The sequence below is a fragment of the Bacteroides sp. PHL 2737 genome (assembly GCF_004115325.2).
In the GTDB taxonomy this organism is placed as follows: Bacteria; Bacteroidota; Bacteroidia; order Bacteroidales; family Bacteroidaceae; genus Bacteroides; species Bacteroides hominis.
Genome location: NZ_CP040630.1, coordinates 3,221,456 through 3,245,282, shown reverse-complemented (window position 1 = coordinate 3,245,282; position 23,827 = coordinate 3,221,456). Strand labels below are relative to the sequence as shown.

Genomic DNA, 23,827 nt, shown 5'->3' with positions numbered 1-23,827 from the left:
AAAGTTAGAACAGGTACACCAGATTCACCGCTGCCCGGGTGGGAAGGAAATGCCAGCCATAATTTTTGGATACAAGGTCGCCGCAGCGCTTACACAGGTACTTGTCATGGCCCAGCCATACCGCGCCGGCGCCGATTTCCCACTCAACGTTCCAGCGCGTACTGAGCTGGTAGGCTTTGCCTATGCTCACGCCCACACCGTAGCCTTCACCTTCATAGCGGTACCTGCTGCCGAAGAGGTTGCCCACACTGTATGTACCGGCGGTGCCGTGCATGCCGATAAATGGCCCCATATAGCTCTCGAGCAGCCAGTAGCGTACACCCGGAGCGACATATAGGTTACGGAACTGCCGGTTCCTGCTGAAGCGGAACGGGTTATACTGCACGGGCAGGTGAAGCGACCATTTACGGCCCAGGGTCATGGATGCCTCCAGGTTCAGGTTGGTCGTAGCCAGACCCAGGACGTTGGTACGCAGGGAATAGGACTGGGCCGATACCCCTAAGGCAAAGGCAAGCAGGCTTCCCAAAAGAAATGATCTCTTTTTCATGCCGGCTGTTCCTCCTTTTGCTTAATGACAGTCACTTCCCAGGCTGTCAGCGTATTGAACCAGCGGTTCTCCCACTGGCGGGCGGAGATGTCAAACCGTACGTGTACGGTCATACCTACCTCGACGGCGTACCGCTCGATGTTGGCGTTCATCAGCTGCAGGCATACGCTCTGCGGTTTGCTCTCTTCTGTCTCCAGAACGAATTCCCGGCTTTTCCATTCATTGCCGGAAGTCTTGCCGATCCCGTCCTTGACGGGAAGTACGGCGATGATTTTTCCTCGTATTTCCATTTTTATCAATATTGGGTTTTTAATGCTCTGTTTATTTTCGCACTCCCTCCGGCAGGCTGTCACAGCTTACCGCAGGGCTGCGAAAAGGAAAGGATACACCCTGACTGTTTTATTTGAGATGAAAGAATGAATGTGTCACTTTAAACAGGGGTATCCTGATTCTATATATTACTGGTTTTTAGATCGCTGTTTTATATTTGGCCGGCACGCCTATTCTTTCCATACGGCCAGAAAACGCCTGTACCGTTCCCGGGCCCTGACTTCGTCGATAACCTCCATTTCTATAACCTTGCAACCCTCTGACCTTTCTCCGGTCTCTTTATGAAAGGAACCGCAGGAAATTGTCGGGATACTTAGCGGGTAGAAATAGGTTTCGAAGCTCTCCTGCCTGTTCAGGAACCGGTCGGATAGCAATACATATTCAAGAGATTCTCTTTACCGTGCATGACCTTCCCGAATTGCCCGATTATCAGCTTGTCGGGAGAATATGGAATGTAGTCGGCCTTTCCGGCTTCTTCATTTAGTTCGGCATACAGGTCAGCCTTAAGATCATCCGGCGGAAGATCCTCTTTTTTATCGGGCATGACCGCACCTGTCCTGTCCCCGATTGGCTTGCCTATTGCTGTCGCGGGCTTTCTGCGGGCTCTTATCCGCATATATATAATGTAGGGCAGAACGACAGCCAAACCACCCAGACAGCCCCAAAATACACTGTTCAGAATATTCATATACTTCTTGTTTAGAGGGTTATTTCACATTTGTTATTAACCATGCCATGCTTCTTTCATCTGCTGTTTTTGAACTATACGGTAAATGGAAATCTGCCACATAGTTGGTCTGTTATTTATTTCTCGACGCTTCTAAAACCGGAAGATTGGTCTCCGTTGGTATGTATATCACTGTTTTATCATTTAAATTGCTTTGCTGACGTACCCATAAATATTGGATATATGCAGGGGTAATACTCCCATTCTCTATTCTGATGGCTTCTGCGGCACCTTTGGCACGTTCAACTTCGGCCTGGGCATTCAACTTTTCTGCTTCCAGATTAGCTTTCGCCTCTTCAATCTTAATCTTACGGTTCTGCTCTGCTTTTGCAAACTCTGCTTTACCCGACATTTCCTGTTGCCACACATTGTAATAAGGGACAATAAAAAGACCTCCCGTCATCATCGTAGCCACCAGGATGACTGTCACAATTCCTAATTTATTCATATAATGTTCATGTAGGTTTTATAAAGCCGCCCAAGGCTGTTTAATGCGTTTCTGTATTGTTTCTATCTTTGGTACAAAGCAGGTATGTGCCGTAAACGAAAGGAAAACAGATACTCAGTAAAAGGAATATCCGGCTTCCCACGGAAGGGGTGGAGGACAGGAGTTCCGCTCTTGCGGCGAGGATACAAAGGACTGTCGCTCCATATACCAGATAAGTTATTCCCAAGGCTTTACGGTTCATAATCATCTTATAAAAGATGCTGTGTTTCTTTCCCTGGGGGATACTCTTTTTTTTGTCACAATCTTGTTCCTTCATTTTTTAAATCATTTGTTTTTTTCTTTCCGGGGGAAACGGAGATATTTTCTCAGGATATAACCACAGCTCTTTGACAGGCGCAGGCGGAAGGTCTCCTCACAGGGGAGTACCTCCAGTGTTACCACTACGGGCGAGTCCTGCCAGGTGATTTTAGGAAATACTTCCTGGAGTGTCCCTTGGGAAACCTGCAGGGCTTCCTCTCCATTCCAGATCCCGGTATCCCTTTCGGGCTTGTAGGTAAAAAGATGCCCCGTGCCGGCATAGTCCACGGCATACCAGTATGTGCCCTTCATTCTTTACCTCCTGTCTTTTCCCCGAGAAAGAAACCGCTTCCTTCTCCCAGAAGGTTTCTTACTTTCGTAATCGAAATAATACATACCAGGTTATCCGGCTTTCCTTTCACGTGGATGGTCCATTGGATCTCCCGGTTGCCTGCCGCATCCAGATGCAAGGATTGTGTACGTGGATACTTGGCGTCAAGTTCCTCAATCCGGCAGTGGAGTTCCTCTTTCAGGTCATCCAGAACCTCCCTGTTCTTTATCAGGCTGTCCTTAAGCTTCAGGACATATTCCTGGAGCTCGCTTCCCTTCCGGTTCACCGATGTATAGGTCTGTATGGAGTGTATGAAATACATATGGCTGTTATTTAATGGGTTCCTGTCTTTTATCCTGTATCTCCATTCTCCGCGTGATACGTCTACGGTTTATATGTCTCAGACAGGCCGTTAGTAACATGAGGGCTATGATTACCATAATTCCGGCCGGTACAAGAGGGGATCGTTCCAGATTAAACGCAAAGGGTGCCGTCAATATTCCGATAGCCAAAAAGATAGAAACTACAAACAGAAGTGGCCAAAAGATGGAATTCTCGGGCCTTTCCTTTTGGATCATTCCCTCTATAAACCCGTTCCGAAGATACTTTCCGGCAGGCAGTATTTCCTCAAATTGGATGGACCGGTTGTACCTGCATCGCAGTTCGCCTCCTGAGACTGTCTTGAAAAAGCAGACTACACTCCCCACAAAAGGGGTATCACCATTAAAGGAGACATGAAATGTGATGACTACGTTCCGTAGCACCTGGTTCATTTGGGAGATTGTATCGGAGCACTCCCGGCTTTTTGCTTCCAGAAAAGAGCGGAAGTCGGGGGTTGACAGTGCGTACTCCCAAATATTCCGGCTTACTTTCCGGGAGAAAATGTGCACTTTCGTTTTACCGGCGGGCATGTCTTTCTCGTGGTATGTGTAAACTGTCTGTATGTTATATGTAATTTCCATTTCTGTCATTTTATGCATTATTCTATTTCTTCGCCCCATAACTCCACGTCAGTAGGGGCATGTTTGATTTGGTATCCCATCCATAAGATGACCGGGATATACAGGACGGTAAGCGGTATCCATACTGTCATCATACATTTCCTCCGTTTATTTGTCGGTGCAGGCTGATACTCCGTCCGTCACCCATTCCGGAGCTATAAGCCGAATAGTCGGTCTTTGACTTTCTTGGCTGCACTTTGGAAGGACTTGTCCCGATTGTTTCCAGGTATCTCTCGATAAGGGCATTATGGCAATGCACCAGAGCGGTTTCACGCACTTCCTCCGCCGGAGCGCACCGGAGTGCTTCAAACTGGTCTCTTAGTCCCGGTGTCACGCCTTCGAGGTACGAACGTATATACTTTTTCCTGTACTTCTCAGTACGGTAATATCCCCGTTTGGTCGATACATACTCCATGTGCCTTTTATCTGCCAGGCGGCGGAAAGCCGTACGCAGGTAGTCATAAAGTACGGTTACAGCGGCAATATTCTCCTGCGTACCCACAATCAGCATGTCGGTGGTTCCCTGGTAACGGAGCATCCGGCAGTAATTGTATTCACACAGCACGCGCAGCAGGTCACGCTTCCAGTAGTTGCCGAATGCGTCCTTATAGCTGATCGCTCCGGACTCCCTGATTTCAAACACCGTCTCCGGCCGCTTTTCGTTCACGTCAAGCAGAGAGAGGTTATATTCTTTCAGAAGCCGGTTCACGTGCGTGGCGGCGGCTTTGGCTTCGCCTTCCGACGTGGTTGATTCCTTCAGGCGTATCAGTTTCCGGATACGTTCCAGGATCTTGTCCGGTATGTCATTTTCCTGTTTCATTATTCTATTTTGTTATCGATTCGTAAATCCTGCCGGTTAAATGTCCCGTTTACCGGCTCTTCACATTTCCCGCCCGCTTACCGGGCACTTGATTTTCTGCAAAAACTCGTTGAAGTCATTGCATGACGGATACAGGCGTTCCGCCTCATTCACCAATACCGTGTCCTTGGGAAGGAAATGCCGTATCTTTCTCAGGGCCTCGCGTCCCGGAGCGTCGTTGTCCAGGAAAGCGTGTACCTTTTCATACCTTGAAAGAAAATCCTTTGACCTGTCAACGATTGCTGTGGAGTTCAGTACGCACAGGTCCAACTTTCCCAGTGCCGGCATCTCAGGATGATCCTTCGCGTATTGCTTGAAACTCAGCAGGTCGAAGAACCCTTCAAAAACGGCACAGGACTTGTTACCCGCAGCAAGGCCGGTAATGTCCTTGGCAGTGGCACATCCCTTAAACATGCTGTTACGCAATTCGAAACCTCCGTGATCATTGGGGAACCCTAACGCGTATTTCTCGCGGGGATTCTTCTCGAAGCAGTAATGCACCTCCACGCAGTGGCCACGGACGATATCCGCATCGATGCCCCGTGAAGCGGCATAGTCAAGCAGGTGCCTGTTCTCCAAAGGAATGACTTTCAGAATGGTCATTGAAGAAGCCCGCTGTACCGCTTCCTCCGCCGCTGCCGGCCTTTGTACCGGGACTATGCCGCCGAAGCCTAATTCCCCGATCTCTTTCATAGCCTGCGGGAAAGAGCAGTTCTGGATGCGCATGACCAGATCCACGACCCTGCCGTGACTGCCGTCCCCAAAATCATACCACCGGTTCTCGTTCTTGAAAACCTTGAAACTCGGAGAGCTGTCACGTCGGAAAGGGGAGCGGTACATGTCGTATCCCCCGTACCGTCTGGACGGTTCGTAACCGTAGCGGGAAAGAATATCTCCCAACGGGATTGAATTGGCTTCCTGTGATGTCATAATCATATAATTGTTATAGTTCTCTAAGAATTCACTCTTCGGGGGCTTCAGGAAGAAACCCGCTGTACCGATAAAAATATTGCCGTAAAAAATGCCATTATGGAAGGCACATACAACCAGAATATTGTCGGACTGAGCCCGAAAAGAGGGACAACAGCAAATCTGGCAAGCAGAAAAAGCAGAATCGCCGCCAACATGAGGTACCTCGCTTTTTCCATGACACAGGAGACGGATTCTTGCGTCTTTCCGGAGAGTTCCTCCAGATAATTTCTGAATTCCGTCCCGGGAAGGGCACAGTGTTCATACCGGCAAATAAAACCTGGAGGAAAGCTCTTGTACCGGTAGAAACTGATACTGACTATCGGTTCCCCGGTATTCCTTGCATCCACCCGTAGAATGGCGTATACCCTGGCAAGTCTTTCGTTACCCCCGGCCTCCCGGATATTCCTTGTGAAGAATTCCGGAAAGTCCGGCTGACAGGCCACGGAGTGCCATACCTTCTCCAAACTTCCATCCGACAGATGGATGCTTCCGGAAGGAAAGTTGCAACTTCCCCTGAGTATTTCGACTTGTATTTCTTTGAATTCCATATGATTAATCTTTTGATATTTATGCTGATACGGCCTTCCGCATCCGGCTCAGGAGGAACATGGTAGGGCTTTTGATCTTTTTGTTTCCCCAGGTTTCCTTTAAGGCTGTATCCAGCACTAAGGGTGCAACGGAGGCAAGCTGGAGGATTTCCTGCTGGTCCTTCACCGGAACGCCCAGGAGCTCGAGGGTTTTACGCCGGGTGCGCAGGATCTCCTCCTGTTGCCTGGCACGCTCTTCACTTCCGTGTTCGGCATTATACTTGGCTATATAGTTCTTAATCAGGGGATACAGGTAATTTTCCTTGGTCAGTTGGAAATTGCTTTGCTCCATGTCAGAGATCGCCTTTTCGATAGGGAAATCCGGATAACGGCTTTTCAGGAGCCGTACCCATTGAATGATGTTGGAATCCACGCCCAGATATTGGAGCTTCCCTGAAAGAGAATTTCTCTCCTCCTCCCTCTCCGGAGTGTAGCCGGACTCTCCGGAGGGGTTTGGGGAGGATATATTTTCTTTTCTTTTATTTTGTGGTCTATTTTCGCGAATTATTCCCGATTCTTCGCGAACTACCCCGGCGGCGCTTTCCGGTTCTTGCAGCCTGCGTTTAAAATCCGCAATGGCTTGCATCAGTTCCGTATCCTTCTCTTTTTCGCCACTCCGCACGGGTTCCGCAACAGGTGCCGTATGGGTGGCGGGACAGGGAGCGGCAACCTGCGGGGAAGAGGTGGTGGCCGGGGCAGCCGCGTTCAAAAGCAGGTAGTCATCCGAGATGGAAGGCTTGCGGTGGATCGACTTGCAGATGCCCATATACCTGTTCTGTATCTCCTCGCTGGTGAGGACCTGACGGCTCCGCCAAAGCCCTTTGTCGAAAAGCCCCAGCTCGGCGCAATAGTCGACAATACCCGCGATGCGTTGCTCGTCCATGCGGGAATAGTCCGAGACGTCGAACAGGCCGTCGGAGTCCATGATCATGTAATAGCCTTCCACGCGGTGGATCTCGTTCACGATGAAATGGAACACGGCCCAGCCTTCCATGCCGAATTTATTTTTGAGTCTCTTGACTTTGGGGTCATAAAAATGATCGGTATCGAACCCGTAATAGGTGAAACCTTTTTTAGCTGTTCTTGGCATAAACTTATGTATTTATTAGTGGATAATAACCTTATGAATCAACTGGCCGAAAGAGCGAACTCCTCCTGGATGTAGGTCATGCCGCATAACTTGAGGTAGTCCTGCTGGATGGCGGCAGAAGTCAGTACTCTGTGCTTCCTGTACAGTTCGTCATTGAACAGGCCGACCTGTACGCAACCGTCCACGATCCGGGTAATGTCTTCCAAAGAGGCATTCCAGTAAGAGGCAACCGCACGCGCGGTCTCCTCACACCAGGGAAGGAAATACTCCCCCTTGTAGAGGGCCTCACTCACCAGATAACGGTAGATGCTGTATCCACCGAATCCGTAATTACGCGTCAGTCTCCTGACTTTCATATCAGAAAATTGCGAAGTGCTGATCTCATAAGAGGGACGGACCTCGCGCCCATGCCGCTGTGCATGCCCCGAAAGAGAGCGGCAGGTACCGGTTTGACGTTGGGTATTCATATATTTAGTTTTAATTATTGTTTCTCTCCATGAAATAAGAGGATAGCCCTCTGTATTTTCAATAGCCATTCAGGGAGGTTGGTTTTTGCGTCTGCTCATCCATTTTTTTATCTGCTTTCTGAGTGTTCAGGCCCAATATCCGCCGAAGGCGAATGTGTACAATACTTACACATCTCACATAAATGGATCTGAGTCATTTCTATTCGGTTAGGAATTAAGTTTTGATAAAATAAAATCAGCTAATTCTTGCGTCTCTTTTTCGGTTTCTTGTTTTTGAACTTGACAAATGAACCTCTTTATATTAAAGAACTGGCCATCAGATGAACCTTCAATGATATAAGTGCCTTTACGGTCTGTCGTTTTTACAAATTTTGTTTTCATTGCTGTATGGTATTGAGGGTTATTTACTAACACACTCCGGCGATTTGCTGCCAAGTGGATTCATATTCTCATCATAGTAAGTCGCAGTGTACATAGTTTCTTTAATCTTATGCTTACCACACTTACTGCATATATAGGTAAATGGAGCATCGAAAGGCTCTACCCATTTATGACGATGTTTATTTGTTGATTTATTCATATCTGTATAGGTATTCGTTAATCTCTGGATGAGTTAATATCATCTCCATTCTCTTCAAGTATCTCTGTAATCAAGGACTGAATATCAGTTCCAAGAGTCTTATAACATGCAATCTGTTCTTTTACAGTACCATTGCCCTCAAGTGACGTTTTTTTGAAGCCACCAGAAAGAATATAAATTAATGTATCTAAATCACTTAACAGAGTCCTAAGTTCATTTACCTTATCTTTCATAATGTTCCTTCCTTCAAGTTTAGAGGATTATTTCACAATCGGATTCAATAAGAAAAAAGATCTCTTTCGTGTCTTTATAAACTCTACGTTTCGCACCAAGAGCTTTCAATTTCTTATGCGAGATTACCACTCTGGCATCTTCAACTGAATCTATACCGTCAATGCAGGTATGAATCTTAAGATTCTTTTGGGTTACCATCCAGGCCATATTTATCCTTTATTTCTGATCAACTTATGATGTTTGCTATATTAAAGATGTGTATATGATGATCCGGAACCCGCTATTAATAGCAGGACCGGACTGTTATCTGCCCGAAGGAATATCATATTTCTTTCGGATGAATTGCACGTAATTATGTACAGTCTTCTCACAGACTTGTGGGAAGGAGGAAAAGTGTTCCTTTAAATGGTCGTGGACACGGCTGCTTGAAATGGAAGGAAAACTGATAAGTAAAGAGAGGATCTCACGCTCGTAGTTCTGGAGTTTATATCTGTTTCCCTCTTGGGTCTGACACTCCCGAACAAGTTCATCTGAAGTTAAAGATTGCAGATGTCTCACTGTATCGCGTGAAACACCAAGACGATGTGCGGTTCTTGTTATATTGATACCTCGAGAACGAAGATCAACGATATTACTCCATAAAGTGTATTTTTTCCTTAAAATTTCGGTATCCATGATCTACTAAATAGATTTTGCATATGGGACATCCAACTATGCAAGAAAATGATACCGCTAAATTAACGCCTACATCTATGGATTATAAAGAAACGTCACAAGACTAAAGTAACATCAAACATCCGCTTGCTGGATATTTCTAAAGCCATCCTGAACAAATACGAAGGAAAACTGAAAAACGATCAGTTGTTACCTGCAGTCAGCCATGCGGGGCAGGAACAGTATATCGCCCCCGTGCAACGTCTCTTCGCGGAACAGGCTGCTTGTTCCTGGCAGAATACAATATAATTCACACCCTTGTTCTTATTGCTAAATGTTTCACCGATTGAATAACATGCTAATAAAAAGTTGCAATTATTCGGTGTCTCATCACATGGTAGTAATAATTTGTTGTTTTTGCTCATGGTCACTCATTTATTTCTTTTTATTCCCGGTTTCAAATGCGCCCCCAGACTATTAAGGCAGAACCTTAGATAATACTGGATGGCACATATCTGAATGTTTGGTAACCGAAATACACCGAAAGAGGGTTAGTTCTCACTTCCAGAGACATCAGGTTCCAGATGGTGTATGGATATTTTCCTTTCAAATTCAGCTAACAAGTCATTGACTTTTTTTATTAGTTCTGTTTTATCATCATCGACAAGAAAAGCATAAGTAATACTGTTCAGAACAAATGATTTTATTTCTTCATACGAGAATCCATAACGTAAAACTGCCAAGGTATATTGCTCCGTGAGCGAGGTGCGCAGAATGCCGGGGTCGTCCGTGCAGAGAATCACGGGCACTCCCGCCTTATGATAGAGTGCGACGGGATGTTCCGAGTCCTTCACGCCGAGGATGAACTCATTGCTCGTCAGGTTTATTTCTACCGGAACCGGGCTCTCTGCCATCGTCTACAACAACGCGTCGCTGTCCTGCTCGAACGGCAGGTCTACGCCATGACCGATGCGCCGCACCCGGGCCGTGTTCACCGCCTGGCCGATGTGATAGGTCAGGTGTTCGGGGCGTCCCAGCCCCAAGGTCAGCTCTCCGGCATGCAGCGAAGTGTTCACCGTGGGGAACTCCCGGGCAAGCCGGGCAAATATCTCCATGTGCAGCCGATAGTAGAGCATGGACTTCTCTCCGTTTTCCGCCGCCACAATGTTGCAACCGGTCAGCAGCTTGCCCTCGTCTTGCACGCATGCTTTGTGCACCACGTAGAGTTGGGCAAACACCTTGAGGGGCTCGCTGCCGCACGAACTGTATCCCTGATAGCGGCACACTACCTTATTCGTATCCACATCACGGAGGTGGCTCTCCAACTCATTGCTCAGCTCGTCCAGTTTGTGTATAAAGTCGATATAAGTGCCTACAACCGTGTCTGCGTTTTTGTAGAACAAGTCGAGAATTTCGTTAAACACTTTCTGCAAATCCTCGCCATACGTTCCGCTTTTCACACAGTCTTTCAGCCGCTTGTCCAGCTTCGCGTACTCCGCTCCCAGACAACAGTCCGTGGGCACGCCGGGCGAAGTGGCCATCACTTCCAGATATTGCACATTCTCCTTCACTGCCCGCACTTTCAACTCGTGCATCAGATAGGCAAGGTTTTTCACATCCCCCGTCAGTGCCGAGAGCAAACCGAACGTACCGAAGAAGTATTCGTCCGGGCCCAGCGGATATTTGTAGGGCTGGAAGTTGCGGATGCTCCATTTGTCGATAAGCGCCATGCGGTAGTTGTGCAGGTCGTCCATGTCTTTGGAAAGCCGGATGGTTTCAATATCCACTGGCTTTTTGGCATAGAGACGGCCCGTTTCCGGATTGACGAACATTCCTTTGCTTGCCGCCAGCTCGAAATAGGTTTCGGCATAAGCCGATCCGGTCAGGTGGTTGTGAACGTCGCCTCCTTTGGGCATGGCGGTGAAGAACTGGCGGAGTGCCGCATGGTTGCCTTTGATACTTTCAAAGTATTCCTGCACCTCTTTCGGAGCATTAATCCTATTCTATTTTCGTCATAATTGTTTCTTTTTTAAAGTTTATAACCTTTTTCGAGAATTGTTGTTCGTCCTGTAGCTGTGTGTCCTCCTTTCTTTGGCGGGACGGGGGTTAATAAATCGTTTTATCTCGCAGCTTCCGCACGCAGGCCGCTAAAAGGCCAGCACGGCACGGACTTTATAGGTATCGGTTTTGGGCTTCGTGTCATAGTAGGGAGAGGCAAGATTTACAAACCAGACAACAGTACTCGATTCGTAGCTGCTCCAATACTCCCCGGTAAGCTCATCCCCGGCTGCCTTATCAATCTGGGGATTGATTTCTTTGAGCATCTTCAGATCCTTGTAACAGTCAACAAAACCAGTAGGCATACCGAAACACAGCGTGGCAAGCTCATATATGCCCGGTAAGAACCACCCGCTGCTGCCTGCGGGCGCGGGGTGCTCGCCAGCATAAGTGGCTATCGCATTGCGGGCCGGAAAGGTGGTGTCGCTGTGCCGAGAGCCGTACAGTGCCATTAAACGGGATCTGCAATAACCGAAACCTGTATCGGATTTCTGTATTTCTTCCCAATCGGCCTGCTCTCCGGTTGTGAATTCGTTGAATGAATCGGCCCAAGCATAAGTAGACTTAGTCGCCCCCTGTTCGGTGGCCCACACCGCCCTCTGAGAGGCATCGTGCATCGCAACGACCATGCCGTGCACACACTCCGGATGGTCGTGCATCAGCAGGTGGTCGCCTGCTTTGTCGCCGGTCGGCGTCCAGTGTATCCCCTTGTTTTCACCCACCCAGAAGACTACGCCGAGACAACTCTTCCGTAGTTCATCACGGAACGGCTTGACATCTTCATCCCCGGGCAGGATGCTGCCGTCCTGCATATAGTAGTCACCCGCCTTTAACGGCCGGAACTTTTCTGTCACCTTACTGTCGCCAAGCGTGTGGACGGTGTATTTTCCGGGCTGAAGATTTAATTGGGAATAGTAAAAAATGAAAGTCTCCTTAGCTCCGTTGTAGTAATACTTATATGATCCCTGAACCGAGCCCGCGGTTTCTTTAGTGTTCACCAGCCGGCGGGCCGTACAGGGGTTCTCCTGCCAATATGAATTTTCACTGATCACCGCCGTGTAGCGGTAATAACTCTTAGAAATCTCTTGGCCGTCTATCTTTTCGGTATAGGTATATTTCGTAGCAGGCACCTGAAGGATGAGCAGGGACATGCGGTGTTCCATCGCGAAGCTGAGCGTGTGGTTGTTATACACGCCACGGGCCGTCATCAGGTCGGAGGCGGTGTATTGGGCGTAGGTACTCTGGTTGTCTTTAACAGACCAAGCCTCGACTAAAAGCTTAAAGAAGTCTTTGTCGCCGGGCGATACCTTGCCGTTCATATCGCTATCGTTCCGGTAGGGATAATAGGCATGATAACTCTTATCGGGTGAGTATAAGAGCTGGGAAGCGCCGGCAGGCAGCGTCCACTTGCCTCCCTGTAGGGTAAGGCAGAGGTTTTTCACCTCCAGGGTTCCGTCCTTCACCACGTAGAGGCCGATGCAGTCGCCTTCGGTGAAGACGGTGCTGTAACCGCGTTCCTGGGCGCGGGTTTGCCCGGTGGCGTACATGCCGCCGTCGCTCACGGTGATGGTGAGGGGGCGGGCATCGGGGTCGGTGCCGGCAGGGGGCAGTTCGTCCAGTGCATCGGACGTGCATGCCGCCAGCATCAGGATGAGGGCGCAGGCCAGGGATGCTGCCGGGGGAAATATGGAATGATGTTGTTTCATACGGTTTCTTTTTTATTGATGAATTTAGTTGCTACTGTTCTACTCGACCGGCTGCCACGTACCTCCTTCTTCTTCCATGTTGATATTTTTGATACCTTCCGAGGTCACGGTGAGGCGGTACTCGTACATCTTGCCACTGAAGAAGTTCGCTTCGCCTGCGGCGGGGGTGTAGTAGAAGGTCTTTCCTCCGATGACTATTTTCACGAACTTCCGTCCCGACATATTTTGGGGAGGAAGCAGGGCGCGCACGGTGCGTACGTATTCGTCGGCGGCAGGGGTCACTTCGTTGGGGGTGATGTGGTCGGTGCCGGGGGTCACTTGCCGTGCGGTTCCATTGTCGGAATCGATTATCCCTCCCTTGCACGTGAGGTTTTCAAAGGTTACAGTGGCGGTTCGCAGTTCATCGTCGGTCACGCCGTTGCCCTTTTTGAGGTGTACCACCACTTTAGCTGTGACGTGGCGGAAGACGAGGGTCTTATCGGGGGACGTTACGGTGATGCAGATTTTGGGAGCAACCATGTAGTCGCTATCCTGATATCCTTCATTGTTCTGGTCGGCCAGTACAGAGAAAGAAGAAGATGTCGGCGAACGATATATTCCATAAATCTCCTTTTCTTCATCCGGGCTTTTCCAAGTGCAGCCGACATCATTTGTAATCAGCTTTCCATCGGAATCGACGTCGAGGGATGATGCCCAAGTCATACCCCCGATCTTAATCCGCAGATTCACCACTTCTCCCCCTTCCCACCTATTTTCAGTGGTAGCCCGTGTCTGGGCGTTGGCGGAGGAATATCCCTCTACGGCGGCGTAGAGTTCCAGCGGCACGCCGCCTTCGGGCCATGCCGCGTCGTCATCGCCTGTGCAGGCAGCCAAAACCAAGGCTGCCCACAGGTACATTATATATATTGGTATGTTCGTCTTCTTCATTTTTTTCTTTATATTTATTGTTTATGGGTTACTCCTGAAATGCAGAGCCTTCTACGGGTGCGCCTATGGTTTCCCAGTCCTCGATTTCGGTTTCCAGCCTCAGTTCCTTATAGTCCACGGTTATCTTATAGATGTACCGCTTGCCGCTTTGCAGCTTCAAGGCATCTCCGGCGGGAATTTTGTAGACGAAATTCGTGTTGTCTGCCAGCTTCACGCGGATGAAGACGGTGCCTGCGGTTAGTTCTTGGGGCACCACGATGGCTTCGGCGTACTGGAGATTGGTGGCGTTAAAGTCTGTCGTCACCAACGTGGGGATGGTAATCGGAGCGGCGGGGTTGGGGTCGGCAGCGAGGGCTATCATCGCCTGGCGTTCGGTCTCGCTACTCATGTCGGCGGCTTTCTCGGGGGTGAAGGTGGCCTTCAGGGCGGTGTTCTCCAGGGTCACGGTGGCACCGGTGAGGTCGGGGGCGCCGTTGCCGCGCTTCAGCACTACTTCTACTTTAGATAGCAAATGGTAGAAAGTGAGAGCCACCTTAGAGGCGGTGGGGGCCACGTTCCGCTTGGTGGAATAGAGCAGGTCGGAAGCGGCGTAGGCGGTTTTCGTGGTCTGGTCGGCCTTCACTTCGTGGGACACCGATGCGGGGAAGCTGTCTCCCACCGGGGCAGGGTTGGCATGGATGGCATAGATGTTCACGGGGTCGGGCGAGATGTAGTACATATCGGTGGCGTAAGTGAAGCCTCCGGTGCCGTCGGCGGTGAGCACGTTGTTCTGGTAGAGGGGGAGGTTTTTGCTGTCGTCCACCCAGGCAGATACTTCCAGTCCTGCGCCAAGCTGTGTGTCGAGGCCGTAGGAACGGGTCTGGGAGGTGATGCCGCTGGTGAGGCGGATTTCGCCGTTCCAGTTGTCGGTGACTGCTTCGTTGTCGTTGTTGCAGGCGGCAAGCGCAAGGGCTGCTGCGGCAATGATTGATAAGTTTCTAAGTTTCATAATCTTACTTTTTTTAGTATTATTGATTCAATTGTTCGTCTCCATTCCTGCCGAGCCTTCTTCACTGTTGCCCGGTGTCCAGTCGGTAATGATAGCGGAAAAGTCCGCTTCCGTAGGCGTCTCTACTATTTTCCCGCCCAAAGCAAGTGGCTTATGCTTGTCGGCGTTGAAGGCGGCAAGCTCCGTGGTGAGATCACTGTCGAGGGTGACCGGCCCGGGATTTCCTCCTGCAAAGTAGAGTTTGGCGTTCAGCTTCTGCTGCTCACCTGCTACGCCGAGCAGACGCACCGTGGCCGCCCATTTTCCAGCATTGGCACCTTCTGTCACTTTCGCGAACGCCAGTACCACGTTCAGCGGCGTACCGTGCGTACCGTTGTCCATATCCAGCGTCGAGGCAACCCCCGAAAGGTAGCCTTCGATTCGCTCTATCCTATCCGTGGTGTTGCCCGTCGGCTCAATGAAAAGCGTCAGCCGGCGTATTTGCTGCTGCATCGCAACGGTAAGGGTGTGGTCGGTGTCCGCTTCTATCGTAGTTTCCGTCACGCCCGTAAACAACCAGTCCGGCATCTCCTGCACGAAGGGACCCGCTCCGGCTACGTTGCCCGAAGCCCCGGCGACGGTTGCCACGCTGCCGCTCATGGTGATATGCTTCGGCGTGTTGTAAACACACAAGTGGCAAACACCCGGCTCAAAAAGGCGGTCGAGCGTGTTGGTGACATCGCTCACGGTAGCCATGTATTCACCGGATGCCACCGTGTAGTTTGCCGGTATATCCACGCCCGTCGTGCGTCGCATCCAGTCTGTTGTCAGGATGATTTGCCCTTTGTCAGGATGCGGAGTGTTGTAAATCGGGTCTTTCACATCACAACCCGCAAGGAGGAGAACTGCCGTCCAGATACAAAGTAATGTAATCGAATTTCTCATATATCGTATTTTTATAGTTCTACTTATTTGCTGCCAATCGTCCACACGAGGCTGATGCCAGCCTGTGTCGGTCCCCATAGGTTCTTTGTTCTGTTCCGTTTCTTATATACACGTATGCCATCGGTCATGCCGAAACTGTCATATTCGGAACGGGTGTAGCCCAGACCGAGGTTGAAGTCGATGGAGAAGCCGCGGGACAGGTAAAGCTGGTAGCCCACGGTCAATCCCGCATTCCACAGCTTGCCCTGATAGCCGGTATCCTTTGAAACGATACCGCCCAACATATACTTATATAGGTTATACTCCCCATAGCTGCCCGATATCCCTGCATAGAAACGCTTTTTATCCCAAAGATACCGGCGCACTTCGGGGTTGACGAGCCACATTTTCTGCACTTTGCCGCTGCTACCGCCCCACCATGTGAGACCACCGTCGAGTTTAATGCCGACATGCTCATTTATCCGCCATTCCACGCCGAGCGTAGGCAGCAGCAGGGCGTCATACAGCAGGTTTGTGCGCACTGCAAAGCGATAAGGTTTTTCCGTTTCCCGGATGCGTTGCTCCGATACGGGGGCAGGCTGTTGTTCCACTGTGGAGGGTTCGGATGGTTTCTCCACGGCAATTTCCGTTTTTTGTTCTACGGTTACTTGTTTTTGTTGGGGTTCTTCCCATTTTACTTTTTCTTGGGCGGGCATCGTCTCCGATGTAGCCTTAGCCGAAGGGATACGGAGTGTCACTACCACCAAGTCTTTATTATTATGATACGCACGCGCGTAATTGGCGGTGATGAAATCCGCTTCTTTCAGCCCTTTCTGCGTGATAAGTTCCGACTTTACCCGGTTGGCGCGGGCGAATGCCGTGTTCAGGTTCTCTTTTGCGGTGGGCAGTGAGGCGCAATAGCCATCTACATAAACGGGCATTCTACCTGCCGTAATCTCCGCCCTGTGTTTGTCAACCAGCATGTAGAGCCGTTCCAATTCTGCCTCGTTACCTTTGAGAGAAAACATTTCCTCACCCGGAAGAAAGCGGAAAACGACCACTTTATCCGGTATCTCTTGTTTATCCGGTGCCTCTTGCGCGTAAGCTCCTGTTCCGGACAATAAAGCCATCAGAAGCAAAGCCAGTAGTTTTTCTTGTAATTGTTTCATAAAGTTCATTTGTTATATGTATATTAAATGAAATAGGTTATCTCTATCCGCGATATCTGTCTCTTACAGTCAGTCGTACAGCCATCGTTTTTTTCCCCTGCCATGGAAGATTTAACAGCTTCCGACAGTTCTGCTTTAATCACCTTTTCCATCATTTCTTTTTCTATGCGTGTTCGTTCCAATTGTTTAGCTAAACAGTCCTGCTCACGGATGCCTTTCGCTATATAATAATTGCACTTCTCAACTATCTTCCGGCAATGCAAAAAGACCAAAGCCACAATTGCCAGCGAGCAGAAAACAAGCCCCAGTGCGATAAGGAAAATGTAATTGTCCATAGATATTTCTTTTTCTTGGTGCAAAGTATGTGAAATACGGGCTGAAAACTATTGCATTTTGTCCCAAGTTTGTGGCATTTTGTCCTTTTCTGCCGTTTTTCAAGCTTTCGGACATAAAAAAAGCACGGTGAATCCGTGCTTTTAAGTTTTGGAGCAGTATTTTTTATTTTTCTTGGGACGTTGCCATTTTCCGGTATTCTGTCGGGCTAATGCCATATTGTTTGCGAAACAGACGATAAAAAGTGCTCGGTATATTAAAACCACAACTGAAAGCTATCGCTTCAATCGTTAATTCGGGATGGCTGTCGAGCTTTCGGCGTGCCTCTTCCACTTTCAGAGTACGCATATACTCCATGGGAGATTTTCCCGTAACGGCTTTGACGGCATCTGTCAATGCATTCTTATTGGTGCCAAGTGCGGAGATTATATCATCGCGGTTAATGTCAGTATTGGACAGGTTATCATCGGAGAGCAGATACTCCTGCAATCGAATAACCAGATTCTGCTGTTCGCCGGAAGGTGCAAATAGTTCCGTAGCTCTGGCTGTTTTGCCGGAATCCTTAAGTGAGGATTCCGATTGGCGGGCATTCTCCAATCGGAATAATTCGTCCGCTAATCGGTCTTGTTCTTTAATTCGTTCATACAACTTACGATTCTTGAGGGCAATAGTCCGGTTGTAATAGAAAGTACCTGCCAAGAGCAAAGCGAGAACCAGACAAATGGCAAGAGCAAAAAGGAGGTAATGGAAATTACGCTCTTTCTCGGCAATATGTTTTTCCACTTCATATTGGGTACGTAATTCGTCGAACTGGGCATTGACCTCCACGTTTTTTATAGTATCATTGGTAGCTATAAACTGATCCAATAGTGCTAACGCTTCGTCAACACGTCCCATCCGGGCAAGTATCTCCATCTTTATTTTTCTGGTATCATTGAGGCTGAAGTCCGATTCATCAATCCCGACCGTTGCACTGTCTATTACGGCAAGTGCTCTGCGGTAGTCTCCCTGTGACTGAAAAATCAGTGCCTTTGCGCGCGCCAACTCATATTTGGAAATATTGTTATTGACAATACTTTCCAATTTGGAGAGATATTCCCCGGCTTTGTCGTAGTCTTTCGTATCTATGTATGTATTCATCAATGCTACATAGAGATTTCCCCGCGCTTCGGGCTGTGTTCTTCCGGATGATTTCTCGAATCGCGCAATCGCTTTTTCATAGTCAGGCACAAGTTGCAATAGTTTATCATATTGTGCCTGTGCCCGGAGAGCAGTGCATAAGAACGCATAGGATTGTGTCAGGATATTGTCGTATCCCGAAACTTCCCATAATAAGCCGGCACACTCTCTGAAACATTCTTCTTCCTCTTTCCACCTATTCTGAACATTATAAGTGATTCCGGTAGCATAGAGCGCCAATGCCATCCCTGCCTTATCCTCCCGCTTCCTGGCACGGTCGAACATGAGTTCCGCCGCTTCGGCTGCCTGTTTATAATCCCCTTTCAGATTATAGGCAGTGATTAGCTGCATATTGATCTGATAATAGAACTTCCACAACTCGTGCCGGATATAAAAGTCAAGATAGCCGGGCGCTTTTTGAATGATTTCGTCATACTCCTTCCGGTTTATATGAGATATGATGGTATTTCCATACACCATTCCCTGCATTTCTACGTTTCCCTGCTTTATGGCTTCGGCTTCAACCCGGCTGAACAGCCTCAGCAATGTATCCATCTTTTGGTTGTCGGCAACTTCCGACATATACAAATAGTACAATCTATTGTATGACTTCAGTTTATCAATACCTTCAGAGTGTTCGATCACTTGCCGCAAAGAGTCTTTTTGACGTTGTAGGTTATTTTGTGCTAAAACAGGTAAAGTGAAACATAAAAGGCTTCCCCACAAAATAGCTATCAGACTGGTTTTATATTTCATATTGGTTGTGTGTTTACATAAGTTCTTGATTTATAATTTTTCAAAAATACAAAAAATATCATCAGATGGAACAAACATGAAAGAATTTATAATAAATCACCAAATTATGCCACAAGCAGCCACTTTAGTGCCACTTGGTGCCACGCTATTCAGGTTCCATTGAATTACAAACACTTGCATCTACTTTCGCCCCGCATTACGATAGATGCAAGTCACATAAAGCAAATTACAATGAAAGAAAATCAGAATGAAAAAGAAGTATTACTCGTGGCCGACAAGGACGACGACGGACGTGTTTACCGACATGCTGGGATATCCCGAAAACAACAGGATCTCATCGACCTGTACAAGATCAATCCGAATGATTATCCGATACTGGTGCAGGAGCAGAAATCTCCCACCGCAACGGAATAACAGTCGTTTACCGGTTCCTCCCCCGGACAATCCGAAGCAGGGGAACAAGTCCGCAACCGTTGGGCTTTGAGAACCGCATGGATTGGGAACAACTCGCCCGTCTGGGCTTCACGTCGGATTGTTTAGTGGAATATTCTATTATAACAGTGGCTACAGCCTCGCCTGTTCCGCCTTTGGCGCAGCAGAGCATTTGCTATAGTCTTTACCAACTTCAGGATCAACTGGATTGTGGGCACACAGTCCTGCGAGTTCGGGATGAATCGGAATAGCTTGATTATCTTTTTTTCTGCCACCAGAGTAATTACCGGAACCGGAGCGTAGTGCAGCGATGCAGTCCGTTGAAGGAGGTGGTTTCTTTGATGATGGCATTTATATTGATGGCAGTTCCGGGAAGTGTTGTATTACCGCAGGATCTACGTTATGAAAAAAACTGCTTGAAGGAAGACTACACCGGAATTCAAACCATAAATTTGGTCGGGGTTCCGGTGTTTTGTCTTCTACGGAGAGTTACTATCCTTTCTTATCTTCTGCCCTGTCTTCTGCGGCAGAACCAGGTTCGGAAGCGAATGGAAAATCATCGAAATGGAAACTTTTGTGAGGAGTGAAGTGAAGGATTATATCTTTCATTTATGTACCAATTACAAATCATCTTCCAATGCTGTACTTTTTGCATAAGCAGTACTCTTAGCCTCAAAGAAATCAGTCTTTACCATATTGGCATTGGAATATTGTGATACCCAACGCATGCTTTCGGGTTCTTTTAAATTGTCTTCATACAATGGAGTAAATCCAAGACTGGTCCAGCGGAGGTTTCCTAAATAACGAATGTAGTCTTCTATCATTTTCTTATTCAATCCCTGGATCTCGTCACCTATCACATATTGCCCCCATTCTATTTCCTGTTTCACTCCTTCACGCATCATCGCTTCGTATACTTTCACCCTATCAGAAGTAAACAATTCCGGTTCTTCCTTCTTCAATTCCAGAATGATATTACGAAACAGCCAAAGATGGGTATTTTCATCCCGATTGATATAACGGATTTCCTGAGCAGATCCAGACATCTTTCCGTTACGACTCAGGTTATAGAAAAACATGAAGCCACTGTAAAAATAAATACCCTCCAGTATATAATTGGCTATCAATGTTTTCATCAACGTAAAACTGTCCTGGCTTTCCTGAAATTCATTATAGCAATTACCTATAAAAGTGTTTCTTTTTAATAGATGTTCATCTGTTTTCCATTGATACAGAATGTCATTGCGCTCCTTCGGACTACATATAGAGTCCAGCATATAACTGTAACTTTGGCTATGGACGCACTCTTGAAAGGCTTGAATATGCAGGCAGAGATTGACTTCATTTGCTGTAATGTATTCACTGATAGTAGGCAGATTGTTACTCTGCAGGGAGTCAAGGAAAACAAGGAAGCTCAATATCTTGTCATAAGCTGTCCGTTCCGCCTTATCCAGATGTGGATAATCCTTTGTATCCTGAGTAAGATTGATTTCTTCGGGTATCCAGAAATTATTCATGGCCTGACGATACCAGTCACTTACCCATTTGTAGTGCATATTGTTGAAATCATTCAAATTAGTTGTATTCCCGCCAATCATTTTTCTGAGACGGAGTTCGGTATCACCCTCGGGATTGAAGAGGGCATTCTTCTTTAATTTCTTTATTTCCATATTTATTATTTAATGTTAGTCAGGATGCACAACTTTCACATTCTTCCACTTCCAGCGATTTACTGCGTACATAGTACACTGTCTTCACTCCGCATTCCCATGCCAACAGATAAAGGTTTAATACCTGTCTCATGGTAAAATCATTGGTGATATACAAATTCAAGCTTTGTGCCTGATCAATATGCAATTGCCGGATACCCGCAGCACGTATGCTCCATGTCTGGTCTATCCGGTAAGCTCCCTTATACAACCAATACGTCTTATCAGACAATGACGGAGCCACTCGCGGAAGCATGGCACCCTTCTTTTCTTCAAGAAAAAAACGTTTCATGACCGGATCTGTTCCGGCAGTTGTTCCGGCAATGATACTAGTGCTGCTGGTAGGAGCAATAGCCAGAAGATAAGCATTTCTCATGCCATCTGCCGCAACCTTGGCCGCCAAATCTTTCCATTGAAGAGAATCATAACCACGTTTCGCAAAATAAGCTCCGGTTTGCCAGTCACTTCCTTCGAAATAAACATATCTTCCTTTTTCCTTAGCAAGCCCGGCACTTGCTTCGATGGCGGCATAATTGATACACTCAAATACTTTATCAATGAAATTAAGATGCTCCACGCTTTCCCAACGGATACCGCGCAATGCAAGTGCGTGATGGTAACCGCTCACCCCTAAACCGATGCTACGGTACCGATGGTTTGTTATCCGGGCAAAAGGGATAGGATAGAAATTCAAATCAATCACATTGTCAAGCGCACGTACTACAACAGCTATTTTTTCTTTCATCTGCCGTTCATCCTCCAATGGAAGATGTCCAAGCGACAAGCTGGCAAGGTTACAAACGACAAAGTCACCGGGACGGACGGTATTGACTACAACCGTATCACCACCTTCCGTACGGACCTCAGTGGAAACAGTTTCAATGGATGACATATTCTGAGCTATTTCCGTACATAGGTTAGAACAATAAATAATCCCCCGATGCGAATTAGGATTAGCCCTGTTCACTGTATCCCGGTTGAATGTGAAAGGCGTCCCTGTCTCTACGGCAGAGCGTAGTATCAACCGGACAATATCTTTGATGTTCAGAACCCGCTTAGAGAGAAGGGGATCGTTTATACAATCCAAGTATTTTTGCTCCCACTCTTCTCCATAATAATCCTCCAGGCAATACCCTTTGACATTCATAATTTCGTTGGGACAGAACAAGTACCATTGCTGATTCAGGTCTTCCTTTGCCATACGCCAGAACAAATCAGGATAGCATACGGCAGGAAAGATATCATGTGCCTTCATCCGGTCGTCTCCATTATTGGTGCGGAGTTGCAGGAATTCGGGCAAATCTTTGTGCCAGACATCCAGATATACTGCTACAGCTCCCTGACGCATACCCAGTTGGTCGACAGCTACGGCAGTGTCATTTACCAGTTTCATCCAGCGTATCACTCCGCCTGCCACTCCCTTAAACCCTCGTATATTTCCTCCTGCCGCACGCACCTTACCAAAATACATTCCCATTCCTCCGCCAAACTTACTGACCATGGCAAAATTATCGATACTGCGATAAATCCCCTCCAGGCTATCGGGCACTGTATCAATAAAACAACTGGATAACTGGTGATAAGGCTTGCGGGCATTGGACAGTGTAGGGGTTGCCATGGTTACTTCTAACCGACTCAGCATATCATAGAACTTCTTTACCCACTGCAATCTATCACACTTTTCGGACATACCCAAATGAAGCGCAATCCCCAAATACATTTCTTGTACCGATTCCATTGGTTCATGTGAGTGCGTACGGATAAGATAACGTTTCGCGAGAAGATCCAATCCCGAATAATTGAAAAGTTTATCACGTTCGGGACACATAAACCCGGCAGCCACTTCTATTTCTCGTGGAGAATAAGCGCTCAGGATATAGTCACCATACAAACCTTCATCCGTCAAATAGCGCAGCTTGTCATAAAAAGAATAAATACCGGCAATTTCTGCCTGTACCTTTAACTTCTGCGTCAACTGAAAATTAAACAAACGGGCAGCAATAAATTCCCAGTCAGGCGCCTCTTGCGTAGTAAGCTCTACGGCAGCCTTAATAAGAGTCGTCAACCTCTCTTCAGCTGTCATATCGGTTTTGCAGAGGTTTACAAACTTCTCTGCCAGTATCACCAAACTATATTCATTGGCAACAAAATCCTTTTGAATATCTTTCAATGTGTCAGCCAACGCTTCAGAACCTATACTGCTGACAATATGGTTAAAAGCTTTTCTCCGTTCCGTACGTTGCCAACGATAAAGTATATAGTTTTTAGCTTCGGCATAAAAGCCATGTTCCATCAAACTACGTTCTACCTCATCTTGAATCTGTTCCACGCTACGGTGTACTTCATCACACAAAAAGAGTTCTACTTCATCTACAATTGTGTAAACGGTTTCGTCCGGTACTTCTCTTCCGGTACTGGCAAAACTCTTCCGTATCGCAACGGCTATCTTTTCTCTATTATATGGTTCCGTTGCCCCATTCCTCTTGATTATTTGCATGAAATGTTCTTGAAATGAATTATTTTATCGTTTCGCACCGTTTCCC

At 47.6% G+C, this 23,827-nt stretch carries 28 protein-coding genes and 1 pseudogene; 3 read left to right on the top strand and 26 right to left on the bottom strand.

The features are described from left to right. Nucleotides 1–4: 4 nt before the first annotated feature. The 15 genes from DBK98_RS13200 to DBK98_RS13130 form a co-directional block, all read right to left on the bottom strand. Nucleotides 5–547, bottom strand: coding sequence for a DUF3575 domain-containing protein (locus tag DBK98_RS13200; RefSeq protein ID WP_009292241.1), 543 nt, complete (start codon nucleotides 545–547; stop codon nucleotides 5–7). Continuing rightward, on the bottom strand, nucleotides 544–837 hold the full coding sequence (locus DBK98_RS13195; RefSeq protein WP_032496826.1) for a DUF3127 domain-containing protein: 294 nt from the start codon (nucleotides 835–837) through the stop codon (nucleotides 544–546). The genes DBK98_RS13200 and DBK98_RS13195 overlap by 4 nt, the downstream gene beginning before the upstream one ends. 392 nt (nucleotides 838–1,229) lie before the next feature. Beyond that, on the bottom strand, nucleotides 1,230–1,565 hold the full coding sequence (locus DBK98_RS23295; RefSeq protein WP_229067136.1) for a hypothetical protein: 336 nt from the start codon (nucleotides 1,563–1,565) through the stop codon (nucleotides 1,230–1,232). A gap of 112 nt (nucleotides 1,566–1,677) precedes the next feature. After that, nucleotides 1,678–2,052: a hypothetical protein gene (locus tag DBK98_RS13185; protein WP_033572631.1), complete on the bottom strand. Its 375-nt coding sequence runs from the start codon at nucleotides 2,050–2,052 to the stop codon at nucleotides 1,678–1,680. 40 nt (nucleotides 2,053–2,092) lie between these two features. Beyond that, nucleotides 2,093–2,368, bottom strand: coding sequence for a hypothetical protein (locus DBK98_RS13180; protein ID WP_009292245.1), 276 nt, complete (start codon nucleotides 2,366–2,368; stop codon nucleotides 2,093–2,095). An 8-nt stretch (nucleotides 2,369–2,376) separates the two neighbouring features. Then, nucleotides 2,377–2,661 carry a hypothetical protein gene (locus DBK98_RS13175; protein ID WP_009292246.1) on the bottom strand — a complete coding sequence of 95 codons (285 nt, stop codon included), beginning with the start codon at nucleotides 2,659–2,661 and terminating at the stop codon, nucleotides 2,377–2,379. Next, entirely contained in the window at nucleotides 2,658–3,002 is a 345-nt protein-coding gene (locus tag DBK98_RS13170) for a hypothetical protein (protein WP_009292247.1), read from the bottom strand. The genes DBK98_RS13175 and DBK98_RS13170 overlap by 4 nt, the downstream gene beginning before the upstream one ends. 7 nt (nucleotides 3,003–3,009) lie before the next feature. Next, nucleotides 3,010–3,642: a hypothetical protein gene (locus DBK98_RS13165; RefSeq protein ID WP_032496898.1), complete on the bottom strand. Its 633-nt coding sequence runs from the start codon at nucleotides 3,640–3,642 to the stop codon at nucleotides 3,010–3,012. 130 nt (nucleotides 3,643–3,772) lie between these two features. Next, entirely contained in the window at nucleotides 3,773–4,501 is a 729-nt protein-coding gene (locus DBK98_RS13160) for a DUF2786 domain-containing protein (RefSeq protein ID WP_009292250.1), read from the bottom strand. A gap of 60 nt (nucleotides 4,502–4,561) precedes the next feature. Continuing rightward, nucleotides 4,562–5,470, bottom strand: a complete 909-nt coding sequence (locus tag DBK98_RS13155; RefSeq protein ID WP_009292251.1) for a toprim domain-containing protein — start codon at nucleotides 5,468–5,470, stop codon at nucleotides 4,562–4,564. Between the two features lie 47 nt (nucleotides 5,471–5,517). Then, entirely contained in the window at nucleotides 5,518–6,060 is a 543-nt protein-coding gene (locus tag DBK98_RS13150; protein ID WP_009292252.1) for a hypothetical protein, read from the bottom strand. A 19-nt stretch (nucleotides 6,061–6,079) separates the two neighbouring features. Further along, nucleotides 6,080–7,189: a DUF4373 domain-containing protein gene (locus DBK98_RS13145; protein ID WP_009292253.1), complete on the bottom strand. Its 1,110-nt coding sequence runs from the start codon at nucleotides 7,187–7,189 to the stop codon at nucleotides 6,080–6,082. 38 nt (nucleotides 7,190–7,227) lie between these two features. Next, entirely contained in the window at nucleotides 7,228–7,725 is a 498-nt protein-coding gene (locus DBK98_RS13140) for a DUF4373 domain-containing protein (RefSeq protein WP_175413771.1), read from the bottom strand. Nucleotides 7,726–7,863: 138 nt separating this feature from the next. Then, nucleotides 7,864–8,037: a hypothetical protein gene (locus DBK98_RS13135; RefSeq protein ID WP_164932423.1), complete on the bottom strand. Its 174-nt coding sequence runs from the start codon at nucleotides 8,035–8,037 to the stop codon at nucleotides 7,864–7,866. 216 nt (nucleotides 8,038–8,253) lie between these two features. Further along, nucleotides 8,254–8,469 carry a hypothetical protein gene (locus DBK98_RS13130; protein ID WP_009292257.1) on the bottom strand — a complete coding sequence of 72 codons (216 nt, stop codon included), beginning with the start codon at nucleotides 8,467–8,469 and terminating at the stop codon, nucleotides 8,254–8,256. 748 nt (nucleotides 8,470–9,217) lie between these two features. Between DBK98_RS13130 and DBK98_RS13125 the strand changes: the two are divergent. Beyond that, nucleotides 9,218–9,433, top strand: a pseudogene (locus DBK98_RS13125) (site-specific integrase); the annotation flags it as partial. A gap of 242 nt (nucleotides 9,434–9,675) precedes the next feature. Here the strand turns inward: DBK98_RS13125 and DBK98_RS23290 are convergent. The 9 genes from DBK98_RS23290 to DBK98_RS13085 all read right to left on the bottom strand — a co-directional run bounded on the left by DBK98_RS23290 (nucleotide 9,676) and on the right by DBK98_RS13085 (nucleotide 19,143). After that, entirely contained in the window at nucleotides 9,676–10,038 is a 363-nt protein-coding gene (locus DBK98_RS23290; protein WP_050503200.1) for a hypothetical protein, read from the bottom strand. 3 nt (nucleotides 10,039–10,041) lie between these two features. Then, entirely contained in the window at nucleotides 10,042–11,103 is a 1,062-nt protein-coding gene (locus DBK98_RS13120; RefSeq protein ID WP_050503201.1) for a hypothetical protein, read from the bottom strand. 168 nt (nucleotides 11,104–11,271) lie between these two features. After that, nucleotides 11,272–12,888 carry a fimbrillin family protein gene (locus tag DBK98_RS13115; RefSeq protein WP_032536395.1) on the bottom strand — a complete coding sequence of 539 codons (1,617 nt, stop codon included), beginning with the start codon at nucleotides 12,886–12,888 and terminating at the stop codon, nucleotides 11,272–11,274. A gap of 39 nt (nucleotides 12,889–12,927) precedes the next feature. After that, nucleotides 12,928–13,785: a fimbrillin family protein gene (locus DBK98_RS13110; RefSeq protein WP_370539150.1), complete on the bottom strand. Its 858-nt coding sequence runs from the start codon at nucleotides 13,783–13,785 to the stop codon at nucleotides 12,928–12,930. Between the two features lie 58 nt (nucleotides 13,786–13,843). Then, nucleotides 13,844–14,803 carry a fimbrillin family protein gene (locus DBK98_RS13105; protein ID WP_032536397.1) on the bottom strand — a complete coding sequence of 320 codons (960 nt, stop codon included), beginning with the start codon at nucleotides 14,801–14,803 and terminating at the stop codon, nucleotides 13,844–13,846. A 27-nt stretch (nucleotides 14,804–14,830) separates the two neighbouring features. After that, nucleotides 14,831–15,727, bottom strand: a complete 897-nt coding sequence (locus DBK98_RS13100; protein ID WP_050503202.1) for a FimB/Mfa2 family fimbrial subunit — start codon at nucleotides 15,725–15,727, stop codon at nucleotides 14,831–14,833. Between the two features lie 23 nt (nucleotides 15,728–15,750). Next, complete coding sequence (locus DBK98_RS13095; RefSeq protein WP_032536398.1) at nucleotides 15,751–16,875, bottom strand: DUF3575 domain-containing protein; 1,125 nt, start codon at nucleotides 16,873–16,875, stop codon at nucleotides 15,751–15,753. A 23-nt stretch (nucleotides 16,876–16,898) separates the two neighbouring features. Beyond that, nucleotides 16,899–17,210: a hypothetical protein gene (locus tag DBK98_RS13090; protein ID WP_032536399.1), complete on the bottom strand. Its 312-nt coding sequence runs from the start codon at nucleotides 17,208–17,210 to the stop codon at nucleotides 16,899–16,901. Between the two features lie 163 nt (nucleotides 17,211–17,373). Then, nucleotides 17,374–19,143: a helix-turn-helix domain-containing protein gene (locus DBK98_RS13085; protein WP_032536400.1), complete on the bottom strand. Its 1,770-nt coding sequence runs from the start codon at nucleotides 19,141–19,143 to the stop codon at nucleotides 17,374–17,376. Between the two features lie 231 nt (nucleotides 19,144–19,374). Here DBK98_RS13085 and DBK98_RS13080 point away from each other — a divergent pair, with 231 nt between their 5' ends. Together DBK98_RS13080 and DBK98_RS23285 are read left to right on the top strand one after the other, a co-directional pair. Beyond that, nucleotides 19,375–19,557: a hypothetical protein gene (locus DBK98_RS13080; protein ID WP_032536402.1), complete on the top strand. Its 183-nt coding sequence runs from the start codon at nucleotides 19,375–19,377 to the stop codon at nucleotides 19,555–19,557. A gap of 77 nt (nucleotides 19,558–19,634) precedes the next feature. Next, entirely contained in the window at nucleotides 19,635–19,826 is a 192-nt protein-coding gene (locus DBK98_RS23285; protein ID WP_227559618.1) for a hypothetical protein, read from the top strand. Nucleotides 19,827–20,195: 369 nt separating this feature from the next. Here the strand turns inward: DBK98_RS23285 and DBK98_RS13070 are convergent, their stop codons facing one another. Together DBK98_RS13070 and DBK98_RS13065 are read right to left on the bottom strand one after the other, a co-directional pair. After that, nucleotides 20,196–21,245 carry a ribonucleotide-diphosphate reductase subunit beta gene (locus DBK98_RS13070; protein ID WP_032536403.1) on the bottom strand — a complete coding sequence of 350 codons (1,050 nt, stop codon included), beginning with the start codon at nucleotides 21,243–21,245 and terminating at the stop codon, nucleotides 20,196–20,198. Between the two features lie 19 nt (nucleotides 21,246–21,264). Further along, on the bottom strand, nucleotides 21,265–23,781 hold the full coding sequence (locus DBK98_RS13065; RefSeq protein WP_022012188.1) for a ribonucleoside-diphosphate reductase subunit alpha: 2,517 nt from the start codon (nucleotides 23,779–23,781) through the stop codon (nucleotides 21,265–21,267). Between the last annotated feature and the right edge of the window lie 46 nt (nucleotides 23,782–23,827).